The following is a 21456-nucleotide window of genomic DNA, read 5'->3' as shown; positions in this document are numbered from 1 at the left end:
AATCCATGACTACATCGACTGTAAAAACCAACCTGCTGGGTCTGACTCAACAGGAAATGGAAAAATTCTTCGACTCAATCGGGGAGAAGCGTTTCCGTGCCGGTCAGGTAATGAAATGGATTCACCACTTTGGTGTCGATGATTTCGACGCCATGACGAACGTCAGCAAGGCCTTGCGCGACAAGCTCAAGGCTATTGCTGAGGTCCGTGGTCCGGAAGTGGTCAGCGAGGACATCTCCAGCGACGGCACCCGTAAGTGGGTGGTGCGCGTGGCGTCCGGCAGCTGCGTCGAGACCGTATACATTCCCCAGGGCAAACGCGGCACTCTGTGCGTTTCGTCCCAGGCAGGCTGTGCCCTGGATTGCAGTTTCTGCTCCACCGGCAAGCAAGGCTTCAATAGCAACCTCACCGCCGCCGAAGTGATCGGTCAGGTGTGGATTGCCAACAAATCTTTCGGCAGTGTCCCGGCAACCGTCGACCGTGCCATCACCAACGTGGTGATGATGGGCATGGGTGAGCCGCTGCTGAACTTCGACAACGTCGTTGCCGCCATGCATCTGATGATGGATGACCTCGGCTACGGGATCTCCAAGCGCCGCGTGACCCTGTCCACGTCGGGTGTGGTGCCGATGATCGATGAGCTGGCCAAGCACATCGACGTGTCCCTGGCGTTGTCCCTGCACGCACCGAATGACGCATTGCGTAACCAATTGGTGCCGATCAACAAGAAATATCCGCTTAAGATGCTGCTCGAGTCGTGCCAGCGCTACATGTCCGCCCTTGGCGAGAAACGTGTGCTGACCATCGAGTACACCTTGCTCAAGGACATCAATGACAAGGTTGAGCACGCCGTCGAGATGATCGAGCTGCTGAAGAACATTCCGTGCAAGATCAACCTGATTCCGTTCAACCCGTTTCCGCACTCCGGGTACGAGCGTCCGAGCAACAACGCGATCCGTCGTTTCCAGGATCAGTTGCATCAGGCCGGTTTCAACGTCACTGTCCGCACCACCCGTGGTGAAGACATCGACGCTGCATGTGGTCAATTGGTAGGGCAGGTGCTGGATCGCACCCGTCGCAGCGAACGTTACATCGCCGTGCGCGAGTTGAGCGCCGACAGCGATCTGGCACAGAACGCCGCGAACACAAATTAAGAGAGGATCTCTATGTCCCTGCGCTTTGCGCTGCTGTTGCTGTTGGCCAGCCTGTGCGCTGGTTGTGTCCTGTCGGGTGACTACAACCCGATGAAGACCAGCAAGGGCCGCGATGAAGCGCGGGCTGCCTACGTGCAGCTGGGGCTGGGGTACTTGCAGCAAGGCATGGCCGAGCGGGCCAAGGTGCCGCTGAAGAAGGCGCTGGAAATCGACGGTTCCGACCCTGACGCCAACGCGGCCCTCGGCTTGGTGTTTCAGTCCGAAGTGGAACCGGAACTGGCCGACGAACACTTCCGCAAGGCTTTGTCATCCCGTCCCGCCGATGCCCGTATCCTCAACAACTACGGCAGTTTTCTCTACGAACAACAGCGTTATAAAGAAGCCTACGAGCGTTTTGAACAGGCTGCGGCCGATACCCTGTATCCTGAGCGCTCGCGTGTGTTCGAGAACCTCGGCATGACGGCAGCAAAGCTCGGTCAGCGGGATCTGGCACAGCAACAGCTGGAAAAGGCACTGCGCTTGAATCGCCAACAACCGCGCGCATTGCTGGAAATGGCTGAGTTGTCCTTCGAAGACAGGCATTATGTGCCCGCGCGTGACTATTACGACCGTTTCAGCCTGCTGACCGAACAAAATGCACGTAGTCTATTGCTCGGCGTTCGGCTGGCAAAAGTGTTTGAAGATCGCGACAAGGCCGCCAGTTATGGCCTGCAATTAAAACGACTCTATCCCGGTACGCCGGAATATCAGCAATACCTGTCGGAGCAATGATGAAAGCGGCGCATCCCGAAGTTGTAGCAGCGAATCGCGTTAACCCCGGTGAGACCCTGCGCCAGGCCCGCGAAAGCAATGGCTGGTCGCTGGCCGAAGTGGCCCTCAAGCTCAACCTCACCGTGACCTCCCTGAGCAATCTTGAAGCCGGCGCTTTCGACAAGCTGCCGGGGCATACCTTTGCTCGCGGTTACATTCGCGCCTATGCCAAGTTGCTCGGCATGGACCAGACCGTTCTGGTTCAGCAATTCGACCAGTCCACCGGCACCGATTCCCAGGGCAGCAACGTTCATGCCCTCGGTCGTATCGAAGAGCCGGTGCGGGTTTCCCACACCATTTTGCGTATTGTCAGCCTGCTGTTGCTGATCGCGGTCATCGGCGGCGGTTTCGTCTGGTGGCAGGATCAGACCTCGCTGCGTACCAAGGATCTGGCTTCTCTGGCGCCTGAGCACGTTGAAGTCGAAGGTGCTGACGGCACCACCCAGATTCATCCGATCGATGAGCCGGAAGATCAGGCTGTCGAGGAAAATCAGGCCGACAGTTCGACTGCACTGGCATTGCCTCAGTCTGAAACTACCGCTGAATCGACTGGCGCCGAAGCGGCCTCCCCGGCAACCGCTCCAACTGCACCGGTTGCTCCGGCTGTAACGCCGTCCGCCCCGGTTCACACGCCAGCCCCGGTTGTCGCCAATCCGGCCACTCCTGCGCCAACCGTTCCTGCTACCCCAGCGCCAACCGTTAGCGCTCCAGTGGTTCCTGCTACACCAGCACCAACCGCAGAAGTGGCCGCTCCGGTCGCTGGCGACGGTCAGGTCCAACTGCAGTTCAGCGCCGATTGCTGGGCACAAGTGACCGATGGCCGTGGCAAAGTGATTTTCAGTGGTCTCAAGCATAAAGGCGACAGCGTGACCGTTTCCGGCAAGCCGCCGCTTAACGTACGTCTGGGCGTAGCTCGCGCCGCACAGGTCAGCTACAACGGCCAACCGGTCGATATCGCTCCGTTCACCAGTGGCGAGACTGCTCGCCTGAAGTTGGGTCAATAAGTCATGCACGGCGAATCTCCAATCAAACGTCGCGTTTCGCGCAAGATCTGGGTCGGCAACGTACCGGTGGGCGGCGATGCGCCGATCGCGGTGCAGAGCATGACCAACAGCGACACCAATGACGTTGCCGCCACTGTTGCGCAAATCAATCGTCTGGAAGCCGCCGGCGTCGACATCGTTCGCGTTTCGGTACCGGACATGGACGCCGCCGAGGCGTTTGGCAAGATCAAGCAACTGGTCAAAGTGCCGTTGGTTGCCGACATCCACTTCGACTACAAGATCGCCCTGCGCGTAGCCGAATTGGGTGTGGACTGCCTGCGCATCAACCCGGGCAACATCGGTCGCGAAGATCGTGTTCGTGCGGTGGTCGATGCGGCACGTGATCGCGGGATTCCGATCCGCATCGGCGTCAACGCCGGTTCCCTGGAAAAAGACCTGCAGAAGAAATATGGCGAGCCGACGCCAGCCGCGCTGGTTGAGTCCGCTCTGCGTCACGTTGAGCATCTCGAACGCCTGAACTTCCAGGACTTCAAGGTCAGCGTGAAAGCCTCCGACGTGTTCATGGCCGTCGAAGCCTACCGCTTGCTGGCGAAAGAAATCGTTCAGCCGCTGCACCTGGGCATCACCGAAGCTGGTGGATTGCGTTCGGGCACAGTGAAATCCGCCGTGGGCCTAGGTATGCTGCTCGCCGAGGGGATTGGCGATACTATCCGCATCTCGCTGGCGGCCGATCCGGTCGAGGAAGTGAAGGTCGGTTACGACATTCTCAAGTCTTTGCATCTGCGTTCCCGTGGCATCAACTTCATCGCCTGCCCGAGCTGCTCGCGGCAGAACTTCGATGTGGTGAAAACCATGAACGAGCTGGAAGGGCGCCTTGAAGACCTGCTGGTGCCGCTGGATGTCGCGGTAATCGGTTGTGTGGTCAACGGCCCCGGCGAAGCCAAGGAAGCCCATATCGGCTTGACCGGCGGCACGCCAAACCTGATTTACATCGACGGCAAGCCGTCGCAGAAACTGACGAATGACAATCTGGTGGACGAGCTGGAAAAGCTGATCCGCCAGAAAGCGGCCGAAAAGGTCGAAGCTGACGCTGCGGTTATTGCGCGCGGCTGAGCCTGACTGAAGCGCCGAACGAATTTAAGGATTTAAAGTGAGCAAGTCTCTGCAAGCCATTCGTGGCATGAACGACATCCTGCCCGAACAGACCCCGCTGTGGCGTTATTTCGAGGGCACCGTTGCGCGTCTGCTGGATAACTACGGTTACAAGCAGATCCGTATGCCGATCGTCGAGTTCACCGAGCTGTTCAAACGCTCGATCGGTGAAGTGACCGACATCGTCGAAAAAGAGATGTACACCTTTGAAGACCGCAACGGCGACTCCCTGACCTTGCGTCCGGAAGGCACCGCGGCGTGCGTGCGTGCTGTGCTTGAGCACGGCATCACCGGCGGTGGCCAGGTACAGAAACTCTGGTACATCGGCCCGATGTTCCGCCACGAGCGTCCGCAGAAAGGCCGTTATCGCCAGTTCCACCAGATCGGTCTGGAAGTGTTCAACCTCGACGGTCCGGACATCGACGCCGAGCTGATAACCATGACCTGGCGCCTGTGGGGCGAGTTGGGTATCCGTGATGCGGTCAAGCTCGAGCTCAACAGTCTGGGTACCAGCGAGTCCCGTGGTCGCTATCGTGAAGCGCTGGTCGAGTACCTCTCGGCGCACCACGACAAGCTCGACGAAGACAGCCAGCGTCGTCTGAAAACCAACCCGCTGCGCGTGCTAGACACGAAAAATGCCGACACTCAAGCGGTGCTGGTTGATGCGCCGAAGATGGCCGACTACCTCGATGACGAGTCTCGTGCACACTTCGAAGGTTTGAAAGCGCGCCTGGATGCCGTTGGCATTCCGTACGTGCTCAACCCGAAACTGGTTCGCGGCCTCGATTACTACAGCAAAACCGTTTTCGAATGGGTCACCGACAAGCTCGGCGCCCAAGGCACTGTCTGCGCCGGTGGCCGTTACGACGGTCTGGTCGAGCAGATGGGCGGCAAGCCGACCACTGGCGTTGGTTTCGCCATGGGCATCGAGCGTCTGGTTTTGATGCTGGAAACCCTGGAGCAGATTCCGGAAGAAATCTCCCGTCAGGTCGATGTCTACCTCTGCGCCTTCGGTGAAGAAGCCGAGCTGGCCGGTCTGGCTCTGGCTGAACGGGTTCGCGATCAACTTCCAAACCTGCGTCTGCAAGTCAATGCCGGCGCCGGCAGCTTCAAAAGCCAGTTCAAGAAGGCCGACAAGAGCGGTGCGCTGTACGCACTGATCCTCGGTGACGACGAAATGGCCCAGCAAGTGGTAGGTTTCAAACCCCTGCGTGGCCAGGGCGAACAACAAAGCATTGCCTGGGATGCGCTCGCCGCTCACCTGGCCACCTGCGTCGTGCAGGGTTGAAGCTGTCCAAACAGCCGATTTAGCGATTAAGGAGTATTGGGGTGTCGAGTACCGAAGACGAACAGTTGGCGGATTTGAAGGACTGGTGGACACGCAACGGCAAACCTCTGGTCACCGGCGGCCTGTTGGCGCTGGTCATCGTGTTCGGCTGGCAGGCTTATCACAAGTATCAGAGCAACCAGTCGCAAGGCGCCTCGGTGCTCTATCAGCAATTGCTGGAAACCACGCTGACGCCTGACGGCAAGCCTGATGCGGCCCGCGTTGCGGACCTGGCCGGCAAGCTCAACAGCGAATTCGGCGGTTCTGCCTACGCGCAGTACGGCAGCCTGTTCGTGGCCAAAGTGGCGGTCGACAGCGGCAAGCTGGATGACGCCGCGACCGAGCTGAAAGCCATCGTCGACAAACCGGCCAACCCGGCGCTGGGCGAAATCGCCCGTCAGCGTCTGGCGCAGGTGCTTGGCGCGCAGAACAAGGCTGAAGACGGCCTGAAACTGCTCGACGGCGATGCCGACAAAGCGTTCCTGGCCACTCGCGAAGAACTCAAGGGCGACCTGCTGGTGCAGCTGGGCCGTACCGATGACGCGAACAAGGCGTATCAAAAAGCCAAGGCGGCACTGTCGGATGAAGCGGCGGTCGGTGGCCTTCAAATCAAGCTCGACGACCTGGCCAAAGGGGATGCGTGACGTGATCCGTTGGAAGCATGCAGCATTGCTGGCTCTGGCCCTTCTGGCCGCGGGTTGCAGCAGCAACAGCAAAAAAGAATTGCCACCGGCTGAACTGACCGACTTCAAAGAAGAAGTGGTTCTGCACAAGCAGTGGAGTCGTTCGATCGGTGACGGTCAGGGCGAAACCTACAACATGCTGGTGCCGGCGATCGACGGTGACACCATCTACGCCGCTGATGTGACCGGCGTGGTGATGGCCATGGATCGCGGCAATGGCGACGTGAAATGGAAGCAGGATCTTGAGCTGCCCGTCTCCGGCGCTGTCGGCGTTGGTTATGGTCTGGTGCTGATCGGCACCCTGCGTGGCGAAGTCGTCGCTCTGGACACCAGCAACGGTGAAGAGAAGTGGCGTGCTCGCGTAAACAGCGAAGTCCTCGCGCCGCCGGCTAACAACGGTGACGTCGTAGTGGTGCAGACTCAGGACGATCGTCTGATCGGCCTGGACGCCTCCACCGGTACCCAGCGCTGGGTGTATGACAGCACCCCGGCCGTACTGACCCTGCGTGGCACCAGTGCCCCGTTGGTGACCAACCGCCTCGCGGTGGCTGGTCTGTCGACCGGTAAAGTGGTTGCTCTGGACATTTCCAACGGCGTGCCGGTGTGGGAACAACGCATTGCGATTCCACAAGGTCGTTCGGAACTGGAGCGCGTGGTCGACATCGACGGCGGTCTGCTGCTGTCCGGCGGCACCCTGTACGTTGCCAGCTACCAGGGTCGCGTTGCGGCACTGGACCTGGAAAGCGGTCGTCAACTCTGGCAGCGCGATGCGTCGAGCTATGCCGGTATCGCTCAGGGTTTCGGCAGCGTTTACGTGAGCCTGTCTTCGGGCACCGTTGAAGGCGTCGACGAGCGTTCCACCACTGCATTGTGGAGCAACGATTCGCTGGCTCGCCGTCAACTGTCGGCTCCGGAAGTGTTCTCCAGCTATGTTGCAGTGGGTGACCTGGAAGGTTATCTGCACCTGCTGAGTCAGGTTGACGGTCGTTTCGTCGGCCGTGAGCGCATCGACAGCGACGGCCTGCGTGCCCGTCCGCTGGTGGTGGGTGACACGATTTATGTATATGGCAACAGCGGCAAACTGGAAGCCCTGACCATCAAGTAACAACTATGCTTGGGGTTAACACCCCCAGGCAGCTTCACTTGTGAGTATGAATGTGGGAGCGAGCCTGCTCGCGATGGGCGTCAACGATTACGCAGACGGCCTGAATAAACGCGGTGCCTTGGCGTTTTTCGCGAGCAGGCTCGCTCCCACAGAGAACACCCACAGTGTTGCCCCGAGCACCAGCCGCTGCCTCGCAGCGGCTTTTGTATTTTCTGAAATAACGAAGTGGAGAGCCGCATGGTTCCCGTAATCGCCCTGGTGGGCCGACCGAACGTCGGCAAGTCCACCTTGTTCAACCGCCTGACCAGGACTCGCGACGCCATCGTCGGCGACTTGTCCGGTCTGACCCGTGATCGCCAGTACGGTGAGGCCAAGTGGCAAGGGCGTTCCTACATTCTGGTCGACACCGGTGGTATCTCCGGTGACGAGCACGGTATGGACGAAAAAATGGCCGAGCAGTCGCTGCTGGCCATTGAAGAAGCGGATGTTGTGCTGTTCCTGGTAGATGCCAAGGCCGGTTTCACCGCCGCCGACCAGATGATCGCCGAACACCTGCGCAAACGTAACAAGCGTTCCTACGTGGTCGCCAACAAGGTCGACAACATCGACCCGGAAATGGCCCGCGCTGAATTCGCTCCGTTGGGCATGGGCCACGCGATCCCGATCGCCGGTGCTCACGGCCGTGGCATCACCCAGATGCTGGAAATCGCCCTGGGTGATTTCCCCAAAGACGCAGAAGAGCCGGAAGACGGCGAAGAAGAGATCGTTGCCGAAGGCGAGGAAGCCAAGCGCATTCCTGGCCCAAGCGAAAAAGACGGGATCAAGATCGCCATCATCGGCCGTCCGAACGTGGGCAAGTCGACCCTGGTCAACCGCATGCTCGGTGAAGACCGCGTAATCGTCTACGACCAACCCGGCACCACGCGTGACAGTATCTACATTCCGTTCGAACGCAATGAAGAGAAGTACACGCTGATCGACACCGCTGGTGTGCGCAAGCGCGGCAAGATCCACGAAGAAGTCGAAAAATTCTCCGTGGTCAAAACCCTGCAGGCGATCAAAGACGCCAACGTGGTGATCTTCGTGATGGACGCCCGCGAAGGCGTGGTCGATCACGACCTCAACCTGCTCGGTTTTGCCATTGAGTCGGGTCGTGCGCTGGTGATCGCGATCAACAAGTGGGATGGCATGACGCCGAGCGAGCGCGACTACGTCAAAGTCGAGCTGCAACGTCGTCTGTTCTTCGTTGATTACGCCGACATTCACTTCATCTCGGCCCTGCACGGCACTGGCGTGGGTAACCTCTACGCATCCGTACAGAACTCGTTCAAGTCGGCGGTCACCCGCTGGCCGACCAACCGTCTGACCCAGATTCTGGAAGACGCCGTTGGCGAGCACGCGCCACCGATGGTCAACAACCGCCGGATCAAGCTGCGTTATGCCCACTTGGGTGGTGCGAACCCGCCGATCATCGTGATCCACGGTAACCAGATCGAGAAAGTGCCGAAGTCGTATGTGCGTTATCTCGAAAACACCTACCGTCGTGTGCTGAAGCTGGTCGGTACGCCGATCCGCATCGAGTTCAAGGGCGGCGAGAACCCGTACGAAGGCAACAAGACCACGCTGACCGACCGCCAGGTCAACAAGAAGCGTCGTTTGATGTCGCACCACAAGAAAGCCGACAAGAAGCGCCGCGACAAGAAATAAGGTCGCGGCTCGCTGATCGTTCCCATGCTCCGCGTGGGAATGTATCCCGTGACGCTCTGCGTCACATAAGCGGTGGACGCAGAGCGTCCAAGGCTGCATGCCCACGCAGAGCGTGGGAACGATCAACATGAGAGAAGGGTGCCATCCGGCGCCCTTTTTTTATGGGCGCCGGATGGGCTATCCTCGGGCTCTCCCGCGCCGTCGTCAGAGCCGGGTGTTGAGCAGGGAACCCCCGATGATCACCAGTAAGCTGCCGAATGTCGGCATCACTATTTTCACGCAGATGTCTCAGCTCGCCGCGCAAACCGGCGCGATCAACCTGTCCCAGGGTTTTCCTGATTTTGACGGCCCGCAGTCGTTGCGCGATGCGGTCGGTCGGCACATTGCCAGTGGCCACAACCAGTATTCGCCGATGACCGGGCTGCCGGCGCTGCGCGAGCAGATTGCGGCGAAAATCGCTCGCAGCTATGGCGTGCAGGTCAATGCCGACAACGAAGTGACCGTGACGCCGGGCGCGACCCAGGCGATCTTCTGTGCGATTCAAGCGGTTATCCACAGCGGCGACGAAGTCATCGTGTTCGATCCGTGCTACGACAGCTACGAGCCGGCCACGGAGTTGGCGGGCGGTCGTTGCGTGCATGTGCAGTTGAACCCGGACGACTTCTCCATCGATTTCGACCAGCTCGCTGCGGCCCTGAGCCCGCGCACGAAAATGATCGTCATCAATACCCCGCATAACCCGAGCGGTGCACTGATCAGCCGTGCGGAGCTGGATCAACTGGCGGCGCTGATCCGTGATCGCGACATCTACCTGATCAGCGACGAAGTCTATGAACACCTGGTGTTTGACGGCGTGCCGCACGTCAGCGTGCTCGCCCATGAAGAACTGTATCAGCGCGCGTTCGTGGTCAGCTCGTTCGGCAAGACCTATCACGTCACTGGCTGGAAAACCGGCTACGTCGTCGCGCCGCCAGCGCTGACGGCCGAGTTGCGCAAGGTGCACCAGTACGTCAGTTTCTGCGGCGTCACACCGCTGCAATACGCGCTGGCCGATTACATGGCCGAGCATCCCGAACACGTCGAAGAGCTGCCTGCTTTCTATCAGGCCAAACGCGATCTGTTCTGCGATCTGCTGGCGCCGTCGCGCTTCACTTTCAGCCGTGTCGCCGGCACTTATTTTCAGTTGGTGGATTACTCGCAGATCCGCCCCGACCTGAATGACGTCGAGATGGCCATGTGGATGACCCGCGAACACGGCGTGGCGAGTATTCCAGTGTCGGTCTTCTATCAAAGCCCACCCGAAGGCCAGCGCCTGGTGCGCCTGTGCTTTGCCAAACGCGAGGAGACGCTGCGCGAAGCGGCGGCAAAACTATGCGTGATCTGAGTGCGTTACCCGATCTGAACCTGGCGCTGATCCAGACCAGCCTGGCCTGGCATGACCGTCAGGCCAATTTCGAGCATTTCGAGCAGTTGCTGGAGCAGGCGCAGGGCGCTGATCTGATCATCCTGCCGGAGATGTTCACCACCGGTTTTTCCATGGAGTCGGAAATCCTCGCCGAAGCCGAGAACGGTCCGACGCACAAATGGCTACGGGTTCAGGCGGCGAAGCTCGATGCAGTGATCACCGGCAGTGTGATCATTCAGGCGGCTGACGGCAGCCATCGCAATCGCTTGCTATGGGCACGGCCGGACGGCGAAGTGCTGCACTACGACAAGCGCCACCTGTTCCGCATGGCCGGTGAGCACAACCACTACACCCCCGGCGAACGCCAGGTGCAGTTCGAACTCAAGGGCTGGCGGATCCGCCCGCTGATTTGTTACGACCTGCGTTTTCCGGTGTGGAGCCGAGATGCGCAAGATACGGATCTGCTGCTGTACACGGCGAATTGGCCGGGTGCGCGACGGTTGCACTGGAACCGACTGTTGCCTGCTCGGGCGATCGAGAACCTTTGCTATGTGGCGGCGGTGAATCGCGTTGGTACCGACGGCAAGGGTTTCGCGTATACCGGAGACAGTCAGGTGCTGGATTTCCAGGGTGAAACCTTGCTGGCGGCGGGGGAGGCCGACGGGGTGTTCAAGGTCGTGCTTGAGGCGGCGCCACTGGCGGCGTATCGCGAGCGTTTCCCGGCGAATCTGGATGCCGACACCTTCGAGTTCACCTGAGGTAACTGATCGTTCCCACGCTCTGCGTGGGAATGCAGCCCGTGACGCTCCGCGTCACTGGACGCAGAGCGTCCCTTGAGGCATTCCCACGCAGAGCGTGGGAACGATCGCAGGCAAAAAAGGCCCCGGAGTTCAAACGCCGGGGCCTTTTGCATTTCAGCGATGACTTACGCCGCTTTCGCCTCAGGCTGGCTCAACGAGCGGTTCAGCGCGCTGAACAGGGCCTTGAAGCTGGCCGTGGTGATGTTTTCATCAATGCCCACGCCGTGCACCGCACGTTCGCCATTCACACGCAGCTCGATGTACGCCGCTGCTTTGGCGTTGGTGCCCGCGCCGATCGCGTGTTCGTTGTAGTCCATGATCTCGACCGGAACCGGCAGGCCGGCGACCAGTGCTTCCAGCGCACCGTTGCCCTTGCCGCGCCAGTGCAGGTTGGTTTCGCCCTGACCTTTGCTCGCCACTTCCACTTCGACGTTGCTGTTGCCGTTTTCTTCCTGCAGGCGATGGCTGACCAGCGCGTACGGGGTGTTGGCTTGCAGGTATTCGCTGATCAACAACGAGTGGATTTGCTTGGCAGTCATTTCCAGGCCGAGACGGTCGGTTTCACGCTGCACCACCTGGCTGAATTCGATCTGCATGCGACGTGGCAGGCTGATGCCGTATTCCTGCTCCAGCAAGTAAGCGATGCCGCCCTTGCCCGACTGGCTGTTGACGCGAATCACCGCCTCGTAGCTGCGGCCAATGTCGGCCGGGTCGATCGGCAAGTACGGCACTTCCCACAGTGCATCGGGTTTCTGCTGGGAGAAGCCCTTGCGGATTGCATCCTGGTGCGAGCCGGAGAACGCGGTGTGCACCAGGTCGCCAACGTACGGGTGACGTGGGTGAACCTGAATCTGGTTGCACTCCTCAACCACTTTGCGCACGCCGTCGATGTCGGAGAAGTCCAGTTGCGGGTCGAGACCCTGGGTGTACATGTTCAGTGCGACGGTGACGAGGTCGACGTTACCGGTACGCTCGCCGTTGCCGAACAGGCAGCCTTCGACGCGATCGGCACCCGCCATCAGGCCCAGTTCGGTAGCCGCAACGCCTGTGCCACGGTCGTTGTGGGTGTGCAGGCTGATGATCACGCTGTCACGACGGTTGATGTGGCGGCCGAACCACTCGATCTGGTCGGCGTAGATATTCGGCGTCGCGCACTCAACGGTGGCGGGCAGGTTGAGGATCATCTTGTGCTCAGGCGTCGGGTTCCAGACCTCAATCACCGCATCACAGACTTCCTTGGCGAACTCCAGCTCGGTGGCGCTGAAGGTTTCCGGCGAGTATTCGAAAGTCCACTCGGTGTCCGGCTGCATTGCGGCGTATTTGACGAACAGCTTGGCCGCGTTCACAGCGATGGCCTTGATGCCGTCCTTGTCCTGGTTGAAGACGATGCGACGGAAAGAAGGCGAGGTAGCGTTGTACAAGTGAACGATGGCTTTCTTCGCACCGCGCAAGGATTCGAAAGTGCGCTCGATCAGGTCTTCACGGCCTTGGGTCAGCACCTGAATGGTGGTGTCATCCGGAATGTGGCCTTCTTCGATGAGGGTACGCACGAAGTCGAAGTCAGTTTGCGAAGCGGCCGGGAACGACGCTTCGATTTCCTTCACACCGACCTGCACGAGGGTTTTCCAGAAGCGCAGCTTCTTTACCGCGTCCATCGGTTCGATCAGCGACTGGTTGCCGTCACGCAGGTCGGAGCTGCACCAGATCGGCGCGGTGTCGATGGTTTTCGACGGCCAGGTGCGATCCGGCAGGTTGATGACGGGAAACGCGCGGTATTTCGAAGACGGATCTTTGAGCATGCTCATCGGGAAATTCCTTATTGTCTGGGCCGAAAAGAGGCGGCCTGCCGGTGTTACGAATGTTCAGGGAAAAGCGTGGGACGAGGTGCCGCGATTCAGCCTGGCAGTCGTGCGCTGACGAGGCACAGGCTGCGGTGCTGGCGAAGCTGAATGAGGGTGTGAGAGGTTTTCATGCCTTCAACCCTAACCGCGAGGGGAGAGGATGGCAAGCAGTCGGAAAAAATTGAGAGGAATACTCGGAAAGCGGGTTTTTGCGGGATTTTATTGCTCTTAAGGCGGTGGATCTTATTGATATTTGCGTGAGGTTAGATTGGGGCGCAATTGAGTTTTTGAAGATTCATTGAGTGTGGCGGTGTTTTATAGGCCGCCTTCGCGAGCAGGCTCGCTCCCACAGGGGATCTGTGTTGTGAATAAGATCCAGTGTGGGAGCGAGCCTGCTCGCGAAGAGGCCGGTCGCCTCAACACATATTTAAGGTTGAAACGCACCAATGAAAATCGCCGGATCCACCCGCGCATCATTCAGGCTGACATTCCAGTGCATATGCGGTCCGGTCGCCCGGCCGGTCATGCCAACCTTGCCGACCACCGCGCCCCGCGCCAGTTGATCGCCGACTTTCACATCAATCTTCGACATATGGCAGAACATGCTGATAAAGCCCTGTCCATGGTCGACAAACACGGTGTTGCCGTTGAAGAAGTAGTTGCCGGTGAGGATCACCTTGCCCGCCGCCGGGGTCTTGATCGGCGTACCCGCCGGCACCGCAAAGTCGAGGCCTGCGTGGGGATTGCGTTCTTCACCATTGAAGAAACGGCGCACGCCAAACTTGCTCGACAGCGGCCCGTTGACCGGTTTGTCCAGCAGCAGATTGCTCGGCGTGTTCGGGCTGAAGCTGCGGTAGGCCTTGATCTGCTCAGCCAGTTCACCCTCGATGCGCTTGAGGTTCGACTGATCCGGATTGACCTGCTGCTTGTTCTTCAGAGTAATGCGCTGTTCCGGGTACTTCTTGTTGCCCACGGTGAACGGCAAGTTGCGCCCGCCACTGCTGATCTGTTGCGCGCCTGGCTTCACGGTCAGCGGCACACCGACAATCGCCAGCCAGTTGTTCTGTTCTTTTACCACCAGCACTGGTTTGCCCTGATACGTGGCTTTCGGCGCCTGCGCGGCCGCGCCCAGATCAACCACCGCCACGCCACCCGGCACCGGTTTGTTCAGCAGCCGGGTGATGTAACTGTCGGCGTGGGCATTGAAGGTCAGGCACAGCAGAAACAGTGGAGCCAGAAAACGCGGCATGGATCAGTCCAGTAAAGAGAGGGTGACAGGCGTCAGGTGATTGTCCTCGACGCGCACTTGCAGTTCGCCTTCGCCGAGTTTGGCTTTCAGACGCTGGCCGGTGTGGGTCTGGGCGGCGTTGCGGATTGCGTGGCCACGCTCATCGAGCAGAATGCTGTAGCCACGACCGAGCGTTGCCAACGGGCTGACCACGTGCAGCGTCTGCATCTGGCTGTGCAGTTGCAGACGACGGTTTTTCAGGCCTTCACGCATGGCGCGGGGCAGGCGTTCGGCAAGGCTGTCGAGACGCTGGCGCAACATCGCCAATTGCCGTCCCGGATGCTGGCCGGCGAGGCGCGTCTCCAGGCGGATCAAGCGTTCGCGGCGAGTATTGAGATGGCGCTCGAACGCCCGGCGCATGCGCATGTCCAGATCGTCCAGACGCTGAGCCTGCTGGCGCAGCCGTTCGCCGGGATGGCGCAGGCGACGGGCCATGCCTTCCAGACGCAGGCGATCACGCATCAAGCGGTCACGCATGCGCATCACCAAACGGCGATGCAGGCTTTCGACCTGGCGGATCAGATGGCTGGAATCGGGTGCGAGTAGTTCGGCGGCAGCGGACGGCGTTGGCGCACGGACGTCGGCAACAAAGTCGCTGATCGATACATCGGTTTCATGGCCGACGGCGCTGACGATTGGCGTCACGCAGGCATCAACGGCACGGGCCACGGCTTCTTCGTTGAAGCACCAGAGGTCCTCCAGCGAGCCGCCGCCACGGGCGAGGATCAGCGCATCGAAACCACGCGCATCGGCCATTTTCAGGGCACGGACGATTTGCGCGGTGGCTTCACGGCCCTGCACGGCGGTCGGAATCAACGTCAGTTGCACTTGCGGCGCACGGCGGCGGAACACGCTGATGATGTCGCGAATCACCGCGCCGGTCGGCGAACTGATGATGCCGATGCGTTGCGGATGTGCCGGCAGCGGCACTTTGCGTTCGGCGCTGAACAGACCTTCAGCGCTGAGTTTTTCTTTCAGCGCATCGAAAGCCAGGCGTAGCGCACCGTCACCGGCAGGCTCAACGGTGTCGAGGATCAGTTGATAGTCGCCACGGCCCTCGAACAACGAGACCTTGCCGCGCACCTTCACCGCCAGACCGTCCTTGAGCGCCTGACGCACGCGCGCCGCGTTCTGCCGGAACAACGCGCAACGCACCTGCGCGCCGCTGTCCTTGAGGGTGAAATAGATGTGGCCGGACGCCGGGCGGGCGAGGTTGGAGATTTCGCCTTCGACCCAGATGTTGCTGAACACGTCTTCGAGCAACACCCGCGCGCGGCCGTTGAGCTGGCTGACGGTCAGGACTTCACGGTCCAGGCCAAGTCTTGCAAAGGGATCTTTAATCATGGGGCGCAGTTTAAAGGCATTTGCCGTTGAATCACCACAAGTCCCCTGTAGGAGTGAGCCTGCTCGCGATAGCGGTGTGTCAGTCGCAGGATAGGTTGAATGTTCAACCGCTATCGCGAGCAGGCTCACTCCTACAAGGGGGGGGTGAAGGTTTCGATGAAGTGGTGAATCAGGGGTGTTGGATTCTGGCGATAGGCGAGGGCGACGGTGCTTTGGCAATCGGGATCGGTCAGCGGCAGAAAGCGCACGCCGCTCGGCGCAATGTCCTGCATCGATTCCGGCAGCAGGGCGATGCCGAACCCGGCCTGAATCAACTGTAACTGCGTGGTTTTGCGCGACATCACCCGCGCAGCTTTGGGGAAGAAACCCTGACGCATGCACAGATCGGCACACAGATAACTCAGGCCGCCACGTTGTGGATGCGGGATCGAGATGAACGCTTCGTCCTTCAACTGTGCCAGGTCGACACGCTCAGCGGCGGCCAACCGATGATCCATCGGAACCGCCAGCAGCAATCGCTCAGTGAACAGCGGCACAATCTGAATCCCTTCACGCTGGCGCAACACCGGCAGGCGCAGCAAGCCAATATCGAGTCGGCCCTCGGCCAATTCTTCCAGTTGCGCCTCGGAAGACAACTTGCCGATGTCCAGCGATACACCGGGTTGTCGCTGCAGATAAGCGCCGATGTCACTGAGCAAACGACCGCTGATCGACACGGTGCTGGAATGGCTGAGGCGCAAGGTGCCGAGCTGACCATTGCCGACCTCAGTGGCCATGGCGCTGGCCTTGCTCAGCTCATTGAGCAGATTTCTTGCCCGCGGCAGAAACGCTTCGCCCGCCGCCGTCAGTCGGGGCTGGCGCGCCGTGCGTTCGAATAACGGCGTTTGCAGACGCGTTTCCATGTCCTTGATCTGCCGGCTCAGCGCCGATTGCGCGATAAACAGACGCTCGGCCGCCGCACTGAAGCTGCCGCATTCGGCGATTTCCACGAAATAGCGCAATTGACGAGTCGAAAGCACAAGTAATGCCTTTTTGAGATGAGTCGGTGGCTTTGAAGATATTAGTCGCAAGACTCCGGGCTGGCTAAAGTCATTTCAGGCTTATTAAGGAAGCGCATCGATGAGCGTGGCGGGGTTGTTGAGTGAGTGGTCGTGGGGCGCCAGTGGTTGGGCGGTGATCGGATTGGGTATCGCGCTGGCTTATATCGTGTTCGGTATTGCCGGATTTGGTACGGCGCTGGTGGCGGGGCCGATTCTGATTCTGTTCATGCCACTGTCGAAGATTGTGCCGTTGCTGGTGCTGCTGGATTTTGTCGCGGCGTTCGGCAATCTACTGCCGTCGCGGCGCGATGTGGCGAAACCGGAGTTGTTACGGCTGCTGCCGTGCATGGCAGTCGGCTGCACATTGGGGGTGATTTTTCTGCTCAACCTCAAATCCGATGTGTTGCTGCTGTTGATGGGGCTGTTTATCAGCGCTTATGCGATTTACAGCCTGTGGGTGAAAGCGCGGCCAGCGCAGTTGTCGGCGGCGTGGGCAGTGCCGATGGGGACTGTGGGTGGATTGTTCGGGGCGCTGTTTGGCAGTGGCGGCTTTTTATATGCGATTTATCTCAACAGCCGTTTGCCGAAAGAGGCCGCCCGGGCCACACAAAGTGCGCTGATCAGTTGCAGCACGGTGGTGCGTTTGAGTCTATTTGCCATCGCGGGTGTGTATGCCGAGCTACCCTTGTTGATGCTGGCGCTGTGTCTGTTGCCGGCCATGGCGTTGGGGTTGTGGATCGGGCGGCGGTTGACCATGCGTTTGTCACGCGAGGCGTTCGTGCGGCTGGTGACGTGGCTGGTACTGGCGAGCGGGCTTGCGCTGATCGGGCGTTACCTCAGCACTTGACCGGATTTCGTCAGGGATTAAGCTGCCGGCTTTAAGGGCCTCTTCGCGAGCAAGCTCGCTCCCACAGGTAGCGCATACCAATGTGGGAGCGAGCCTGCTCGCGAAGGCGTCAGAAGCCACACCGCAGGACTTTCCATGAATTCGCAAAGCATCATCGTCCCGAAAATCTCCACCCTGCCGGTCCACGAACCCCGGGCCCGGGCGATTCTGCGCTGGCTGGTGCGCAAGAACATCATCAAAGAAGAGCTGACGACTTGTGGTCGCACCGGCAACCGCATGGCTTACGCGATTGCCGATGGCGCGCGTGCCGTGGTCCTGCATCCACAAGCGCTGCCATTCGGGGAGCCGATCAATGGGCTGGAGATCGTCACCAAGCGCTGCATCTACACACCGGCCAAGGGTTTTCTCGAAGAGGCCGGTTGCGCCGAGTGTCGGCATGAGATCGGCGAAGCGCTGTTCGAAAGCCTCGAAGACTGGTTCCCGGGTCGCACTGACAACTTCACTTGCCCGGAATGCGGGCATGAAGACGACATCAACGGCTTCCTTTATTTGCAGGAGTGCGGGTTTTCCAACCTCGGTTTCATCTTCAACAACTGGCTGGAGGCGGGCTTCAAGCAGAGCTTTATCGATGAGTTTGCTGATTGGCTCGATCAACCTGTCTCTTGGGTCAAGGTGGAGCTGTAACGGCGGGGATTCCCGTACATCAGCAACATTGATATTAAGCTGAGTTTTACATTGAACAGCAGGGGGTGTCTGACTATAATGGCGCGCTTCCATTTTCCCGCTCGGGAGCCCCCGCGATGCTGCGTATCAGCCAAGAAGCTCTGACATTCGACGACATTCTCCTAGTGCCCGGTTATTCCGAGGTACTTCCTAACGAAGTCAGTCTCAAGACCCGCCTTACCCGTGGCATCGAGCTGAACATTCCTCTGGTTTCTGCCGCCATGGACACCGTTACTGAAGCCCGTCTGGCAATCGCCATGGCTCAGGAAGGTGGCATCGGCATTATCCACAAGAACATGACCATCGAGCAGCAAGCTGCCGAAGTGCGCAAGGTCAAGAAGTTCGAAGCCGGCGTCGTCAAGGATCCGATCACCATCGAGGCTGATGCCACGGTGCGTGACCTGTTCGAATTGACCCGCATGCACAATATTTCCGGCGTTCCGGTACTGCACGATGGCGACCTGGTCGGCATCGTCACCTCCCGTGACGTGCGTTTCGAAAGCCGTCTGGAAGCCACCGTCCGTGAAGTGATGACGCCCAAAGAGCGTCTGGTCACGATCAAGGAAGGCGCGAGCAAAGACGAAGCACGCGAACTGCTGCACAAGCACCGCATCGAGCGTGTGCTGATCGTTGACGACAAATTCGCCCTCAAAGGCATGATGACCGTCAACGATATCGAAAAAGCCAAAGCCTACCCGCTGGCCAGCAAGGACGATCAAGGTCGTCTGCGCGTGGGCGCCGCTGTCGGCACCGGTAAAGACACCGGTGACCGCGTTGCCGCTCTGGTCAATGCTGGCGTTGACGTCGTGGTAGTCGATACCGCGCACGGTCACTCCAAAGGCGTGATCGACCGTGTTCGCTGGGTCAAAGAGAATTTCCCTGAAGTGCAGGTGATCGGCGGCAACATCGCCACCGGCGCTGCTGCCAAGGCTCTGGCCGAAGCAGGCGCTGACGCAGTCAAGGTCGGTATCGGCCCTGGCTCGATCTGCACCACCCGTATCGTCGCCGGTGTCGGCGTCCCGCAAATCAGTGCCATCGCCAACGTTGCCGCTGCCCTCGAAGGCACTGGCGTTCCGTTGATCGCCGACGGCGGCATCCGTTTCTCCGGTGACCTGTCCAAGGCCATCGTTGCCGGTGCTTCCTGCGTGATGATGGGCTCGATGTTCGCCGGTACTGAAGAAGCGCCGGGCGAAATCGAACTGTTCCAGGGCCGTTCGTACAAGGCGTATCGCGGCATGGGTTCGCTGGGCGCCATGTCCCAGGCACAAGGCTCTTCCGACCGCTACTTCCAGGACTCCTCGGCAGGCGCCGAGAAACTCGTTCCGGAAGGCATCGAAGGCCGTGTTCCTTACAAAGGCACCCTGAGCGCGATCATTCACCAGTTGATGGGCGGTCTGCGTTCTTCGATGGGCTACACCGGTAGCGCCAACATCGAAGAAATGCGCACCAAGCCTGAGTTCGTGCGGATCACCGGCGCTGGTATGGCCGAATCCCACGTTCATGACGTGCAGATCACCAAAGAAGCGCCAAACTACCGCGTAGGTTGAGCCTTCAAGCAATAAAGTAAGCAACCGGGGCTGTTTGATTCAGCCCCGAGTTGTTTCTGAATCACGACTGTTTCTGAACGACTTAGACGAGACTGAATCATGGCCCTCGATATTCACGCTCACCGCATCCTGATCCTCGACTTCGGCTCGCAATACACCCAACTGATTGCCCGCCGCGTGCGCGAAATCGGTGTGTACTGCGAACTGCACCCGTTCGATATGGACGAAGATGCGATCCGCGAATTCGCTCCTAAAGGCGTCATCCTCGCCGGCGGCCCCGAGTCCGTGCACGTCGCCGACAGCCCGCGTTGCCCGCAGGCAGTGTTCGACCTGGGCGTACCGGTCTTCGGTATCTGCTACGGCATGCAGACCATGGCCGAGCAACTGGGCGGCAAGGTTGAAGGTTCCGAACTGCGTGAGTTCGGTTACGCCCGTGTTGACGTGGTCGGCAAGAGCCGCCTGCTCGACGGCATCGAAGACCACATCGACGCTGACGGCCTGTTCGGCCTCGACGTATGGATGAGCCACGGTGACAAGGTCACCAAGATGCCGGAAGACTTCCACATTCTGGCCAGCACCCCGAGCTGCCCGATCGCCGGTATGTTCAACGACGACCGTGGCTACTACGGCGTGCAGTTCCACCCGGAAGTAACCCACACCAAGCAGGGCGGTCGCATCCTGTCGCGCTTCGTCCTCGACATCTGCGGCTGTGAAGCCCTGTGGACCCCGTCGAAGATCGCTGAAGACGCCATCGCCAACATCCGCGCACAGGTCGGCACCGACAACGTGCTGCTGGGTCTGTCCGGCGGCGTTGACTCCTCGGTAGTTGCTGCGCTGCTGCACAAAGCCATCGGCGACCAACTGACCTGCGTCTTCGTCGACAATGGCCTGCTGCGTCTGCACGAAGGCGAGCAAGTGATGGCCATGTTCGCCGAGAACATGGGCGTCAAAGTGATCCGCGCCAACGCTGAAGAGCAGTTCCTGAACAACCTGGCCGGCGAAGCCGATCCGGAGAAGAAGCGCAAGATCATCGGTCGCACCTTCATCGACGTCTTCGATGCCCAGTCGAACAAACTGGACAACATCAAGTACCTCGCTCAGGGCACCATCTACCCGGACGTGATCGAGTCGGCTGGCGCGAAAAGCGGCAAGGCTCACGTGATCAAGTCGCACCACAACGTGGGCGGCCTGCCGGAAGAGATGAACCTGAAACTGGTCGAGCCACTGCGCGAACTGTTCAAGGACGAAGTCCGTCGTCTGGGCCTGGAACTGGGTCTGCCGTACGACATGGTCTACCGTCACCCGTTCCCGGGCCCGGGCCTGGGCGTGCGCATCCTCGGTGAAGTGAAAAAGGAATACGCCGACCTGCTGCGTCGTGCTGACCACATCTTCATCGAAGAACTGCGCAAAGCCGACTGGTACCACAAGGTCAGCCAGGCATTCGTCGTGTTCCAGCCAGTGAAGTCGGTTGGCGTTGTTGGCGATGGCCGTCGTTACGCCTGGGTGGTTGCCCTGCGTGCCGTAGAAACCATCGACTTCATGACCGCACGTTGGGCACACCTGCCTTACGAATTGCTGGAAACCGTCTCCGGCCGCATCATCAATGAAATCGAAGGCATTTCCCGCGTCACTTACGACGTGTCGAGCAAGCCGCCGGCGACCATTGAGTGGGAGTGATC

General features: G+C 59.7%; 18 protein-coding genes. 14 read left to right on the top strand and 4 right to left on the bottom strand.

Annotated elements, in window-relative coordinates; all coding sequences use genetic code 11:
- Positions 1-5 precede the first annotated feature (5 nt).
- The 10 genes from rlmN to PspS49_RS23815 all read left to right on the top strand — a co-directional run bounded on the left by rlmN (position 6) and on the right by PspS49_RS23815 (position 11105).
- Positions 6-1154, top strand: a complete 1149-nt coding sequence (rlmN, locus tag PspS49_RS23860; RefSeq protein ID WP_016984373.1) for a 23S rRNA (adenine(2503)-C(2))-methyltransferase RlmN — start codon at positions 6-8, stop codon at positions 1152-1154.
- Between the two features lie 12 nt (positions 1155-1166).
- Positions 1167-1925, top strand: a complete 759-nt coding sequence (gene pilW / locus PspS49_RS23855; protein WP_160041716.1) for a type IV pilus biogenesis/stability protein PilW — start codon at positions 1167-1169, stop codon at positions 1923-1925.
- Positions 1925-2968 (top strand): RodZ family helix-turn-helix domain-containing protein, encoded by a 1044-nt coding sequence (locus PspS49_RS23850; RefSeq protein WP_160041714.1) that lies wholly within the window; start codon positions 1925-1927, stop codon positions 2966-2968. The genes pilW and PspS49_RS23850 overlap by 1 nt, the downstream gene beginning before the upstream one ends.
- 3 nt (positions 2969-2971) lie before the next feature.
- Complete coding sequence (gene ispG, locus PspS49_RS23845; RefSeq protein ID WP_003227888.1) at positions 2972-4081, top strand: flavodoxin-dependent (E)-4-hydroxy-3-methylbut-2-enyl-diphosphate synthase; 1110 nt, start codon at positions 2972-2974, stop codon at positions 4079-4081.
- 37 nt (positions 4082-4118) lie between these two features.
- Positions 4119-5408, top strand: a complete 1290-nt coding sequence (gene hisS / locus PspS49_RS23840; RefSeq protein ID WP_016984369.1) for a histidine--tRNA ligase — start codon at positions 4119-4121, stop codon at positions 5406-5408.
- 41 nt (positions 5409-5449) lie between these two features.
- Positions 5450-6091: a tetratricopeptide repeat protein gene (locus tag PspS49_RS23835; protein WP_007916865.1), complete on the top strand. Its 642-nt coding sequence runs from the start codon at positions 5450-5452 to the stop codon at positions 6089-6091.
- Positions 6084-7235 carry an outer membrane protein assembly factor BamB gene (gene bamB, locus PspS49_RS23830; protein WP_038362973.1) on the top strand — a complete coding sequence of 384 codons (1152 nt, stop codon included), beginning with the start codon at positions 6084-6086 and terminating at the stop codon, positions 7233-7235. Before PspS49_RS23835 ends, bamB begins: the two co-directional genes overlap by 8 nt.
- Positions 7236-7472: 237 nt before the next feature.
- Complete coding sequence (gene der / locus PspS49_RS23825; protein WP_095122497.1) at positions 7473-8942, top strand: ribosome biogenesis GTPase Der; 1470 nt, start codon at positions 7473-7475, stop codon at positions 8940-8942.
- A 235-nt stretch (positions 8943-9177) separates the two neighbouring features.
- A complete protein-coding gene (locus PspS49_RS23820; RefSeq protein ID WP_127929661.1) occupies positions 9178-10326 on the top strand; it encodes a pyridoxal phosphate-dependent aminotransferase in 1149 nt (382 codons plus the stop codon).
- Complete coding sequence (locus PspS49_RS23815; RefSeq protein WP_160041712.1) at positions 10314-11105, top strand: amidohydrolase; 792 nt, start codon at positions 10314-10316, stop codon at positions 11103-11105. The genes PspS49_RS23820 and PspS49_RS23815 overlap by 13 nt, the downstream gene beginning before the upstream one ends.
- A gap of 167 nt (positions 11106-11272) precedes the next feature.
- Here the strand turns inward: PspS49_RS23815 and leuA are convergent, their stop codons facing one another.
- From leuA to PspS49_RS23795, 4 genes are all read right to left on the bottom strand, one after another.
- Entirely contained in the window at positions 11273-12952 is a 1680-nt protein-coding gene (gene leuA, locus PspS49_RS23810; protein WP_160041710.1) for a 2-isopropylmalate synthase, read from the bottom strand.
- 463 nt (positions 12953-13415) lie between these two features.
- A complete protein-coding gene (locus PspS49_RS23805) occupies positions 13416-14237 on the bottom strand; it encodes a M23 family metallopeptidase (protein ID WP_127929658.1) in 822 nt (273 codons plus the stop codon).
- Positions 14238-14240: 3 nt separating this feature from the next.
- Entirely contained in the window at positions 14241-15620 is a 1380-nt protein-coding gene (gene xseA / locus PspS49_RS23800) for an exodeoxyribonuclease VII large subunit (protein WP_016984362.1), read from the bottom strand.
- Between the two features lie 131 nt (positions 15621-15751).
- Positions 15752-16639, bottom strand: a complete 888-nt coding sequence (locus PspS49_RS23795) for a LysR family transcriptional regulator (RefSeq protein WP_160041708.1) — start codon at positions 16637-16639, stop codon at positions 15752-15754.
- 100 nt (positions 16640-16739) lie between these two features.
- Between PspS49_RS23795 and PspS49_RS23790 the strand changes: the two genes are divergently transcribed.
- From PspS49_RS23790 to guaA, 4 genes are all read left to right on the top strand, one after another.
- Positions 16740-17507, top strand: a complete 768-nt coding sequence (locus PspS49_RS23790) for a sulfite exporter TauE/SafE family protein (RefSeq protein ID WP_160041706.1) — start codon at positions 16740-16742, stop codon at positions 17505-17507.
- Positions 17508-17642: 135 nt separating this feature from the next.
- Complete coding sequence (locus PspS49_RS23785) at positions 17643-18191, top strand: sugar ABC transporter ATPase (protein WP_160041704.1); 549 nt, start codon at positions 17643-17645, stop codon at positions 18189-18191.
- Between the two features lie 116 nt (positions 18192-18307).
- Positions 18308-19777 carry an IMP dehydrogenase gene (gene guaB / locus PspS49_RS23780; RefSeq protein WP_007916845.1) on the top strand — a complete coding sequence of 490 codons (1470 nt, stop codon included), beginning with the start codon at positions 18308-18310 and terminating at the stop codon, positions 19775-19777.
- 99 nt (positions 19778-19876) lie between these two features.
- Complete coding sequence (gene guaA, locus PspS49_RS23775; protein ID WP_127929653.1) at positions 19877-21454, top strand: glutamine-hydrolyzing GMP synthase; 1578 nt, start codon at positions 19877-19879, stop codon at positions 21452-21454.
- Positions 21455-21456 lie beyond the last annotated feature (2 nt).

The sequence above is a fragment of the Pseudomonas sp. S49 genome (genome assembly GCF_009866785.1).
GTDB lineage: Bacteria > Pseudomonadota > Gammaproteobacteria > Pseudomonadales > Pseudomonadaceae > Aquipseudomonas.
The sequence above is the reverse complement of the archived record's forward strand: the minus strand, read 5'-3'. Positions and strand labels throughout refer to the sequence as shown.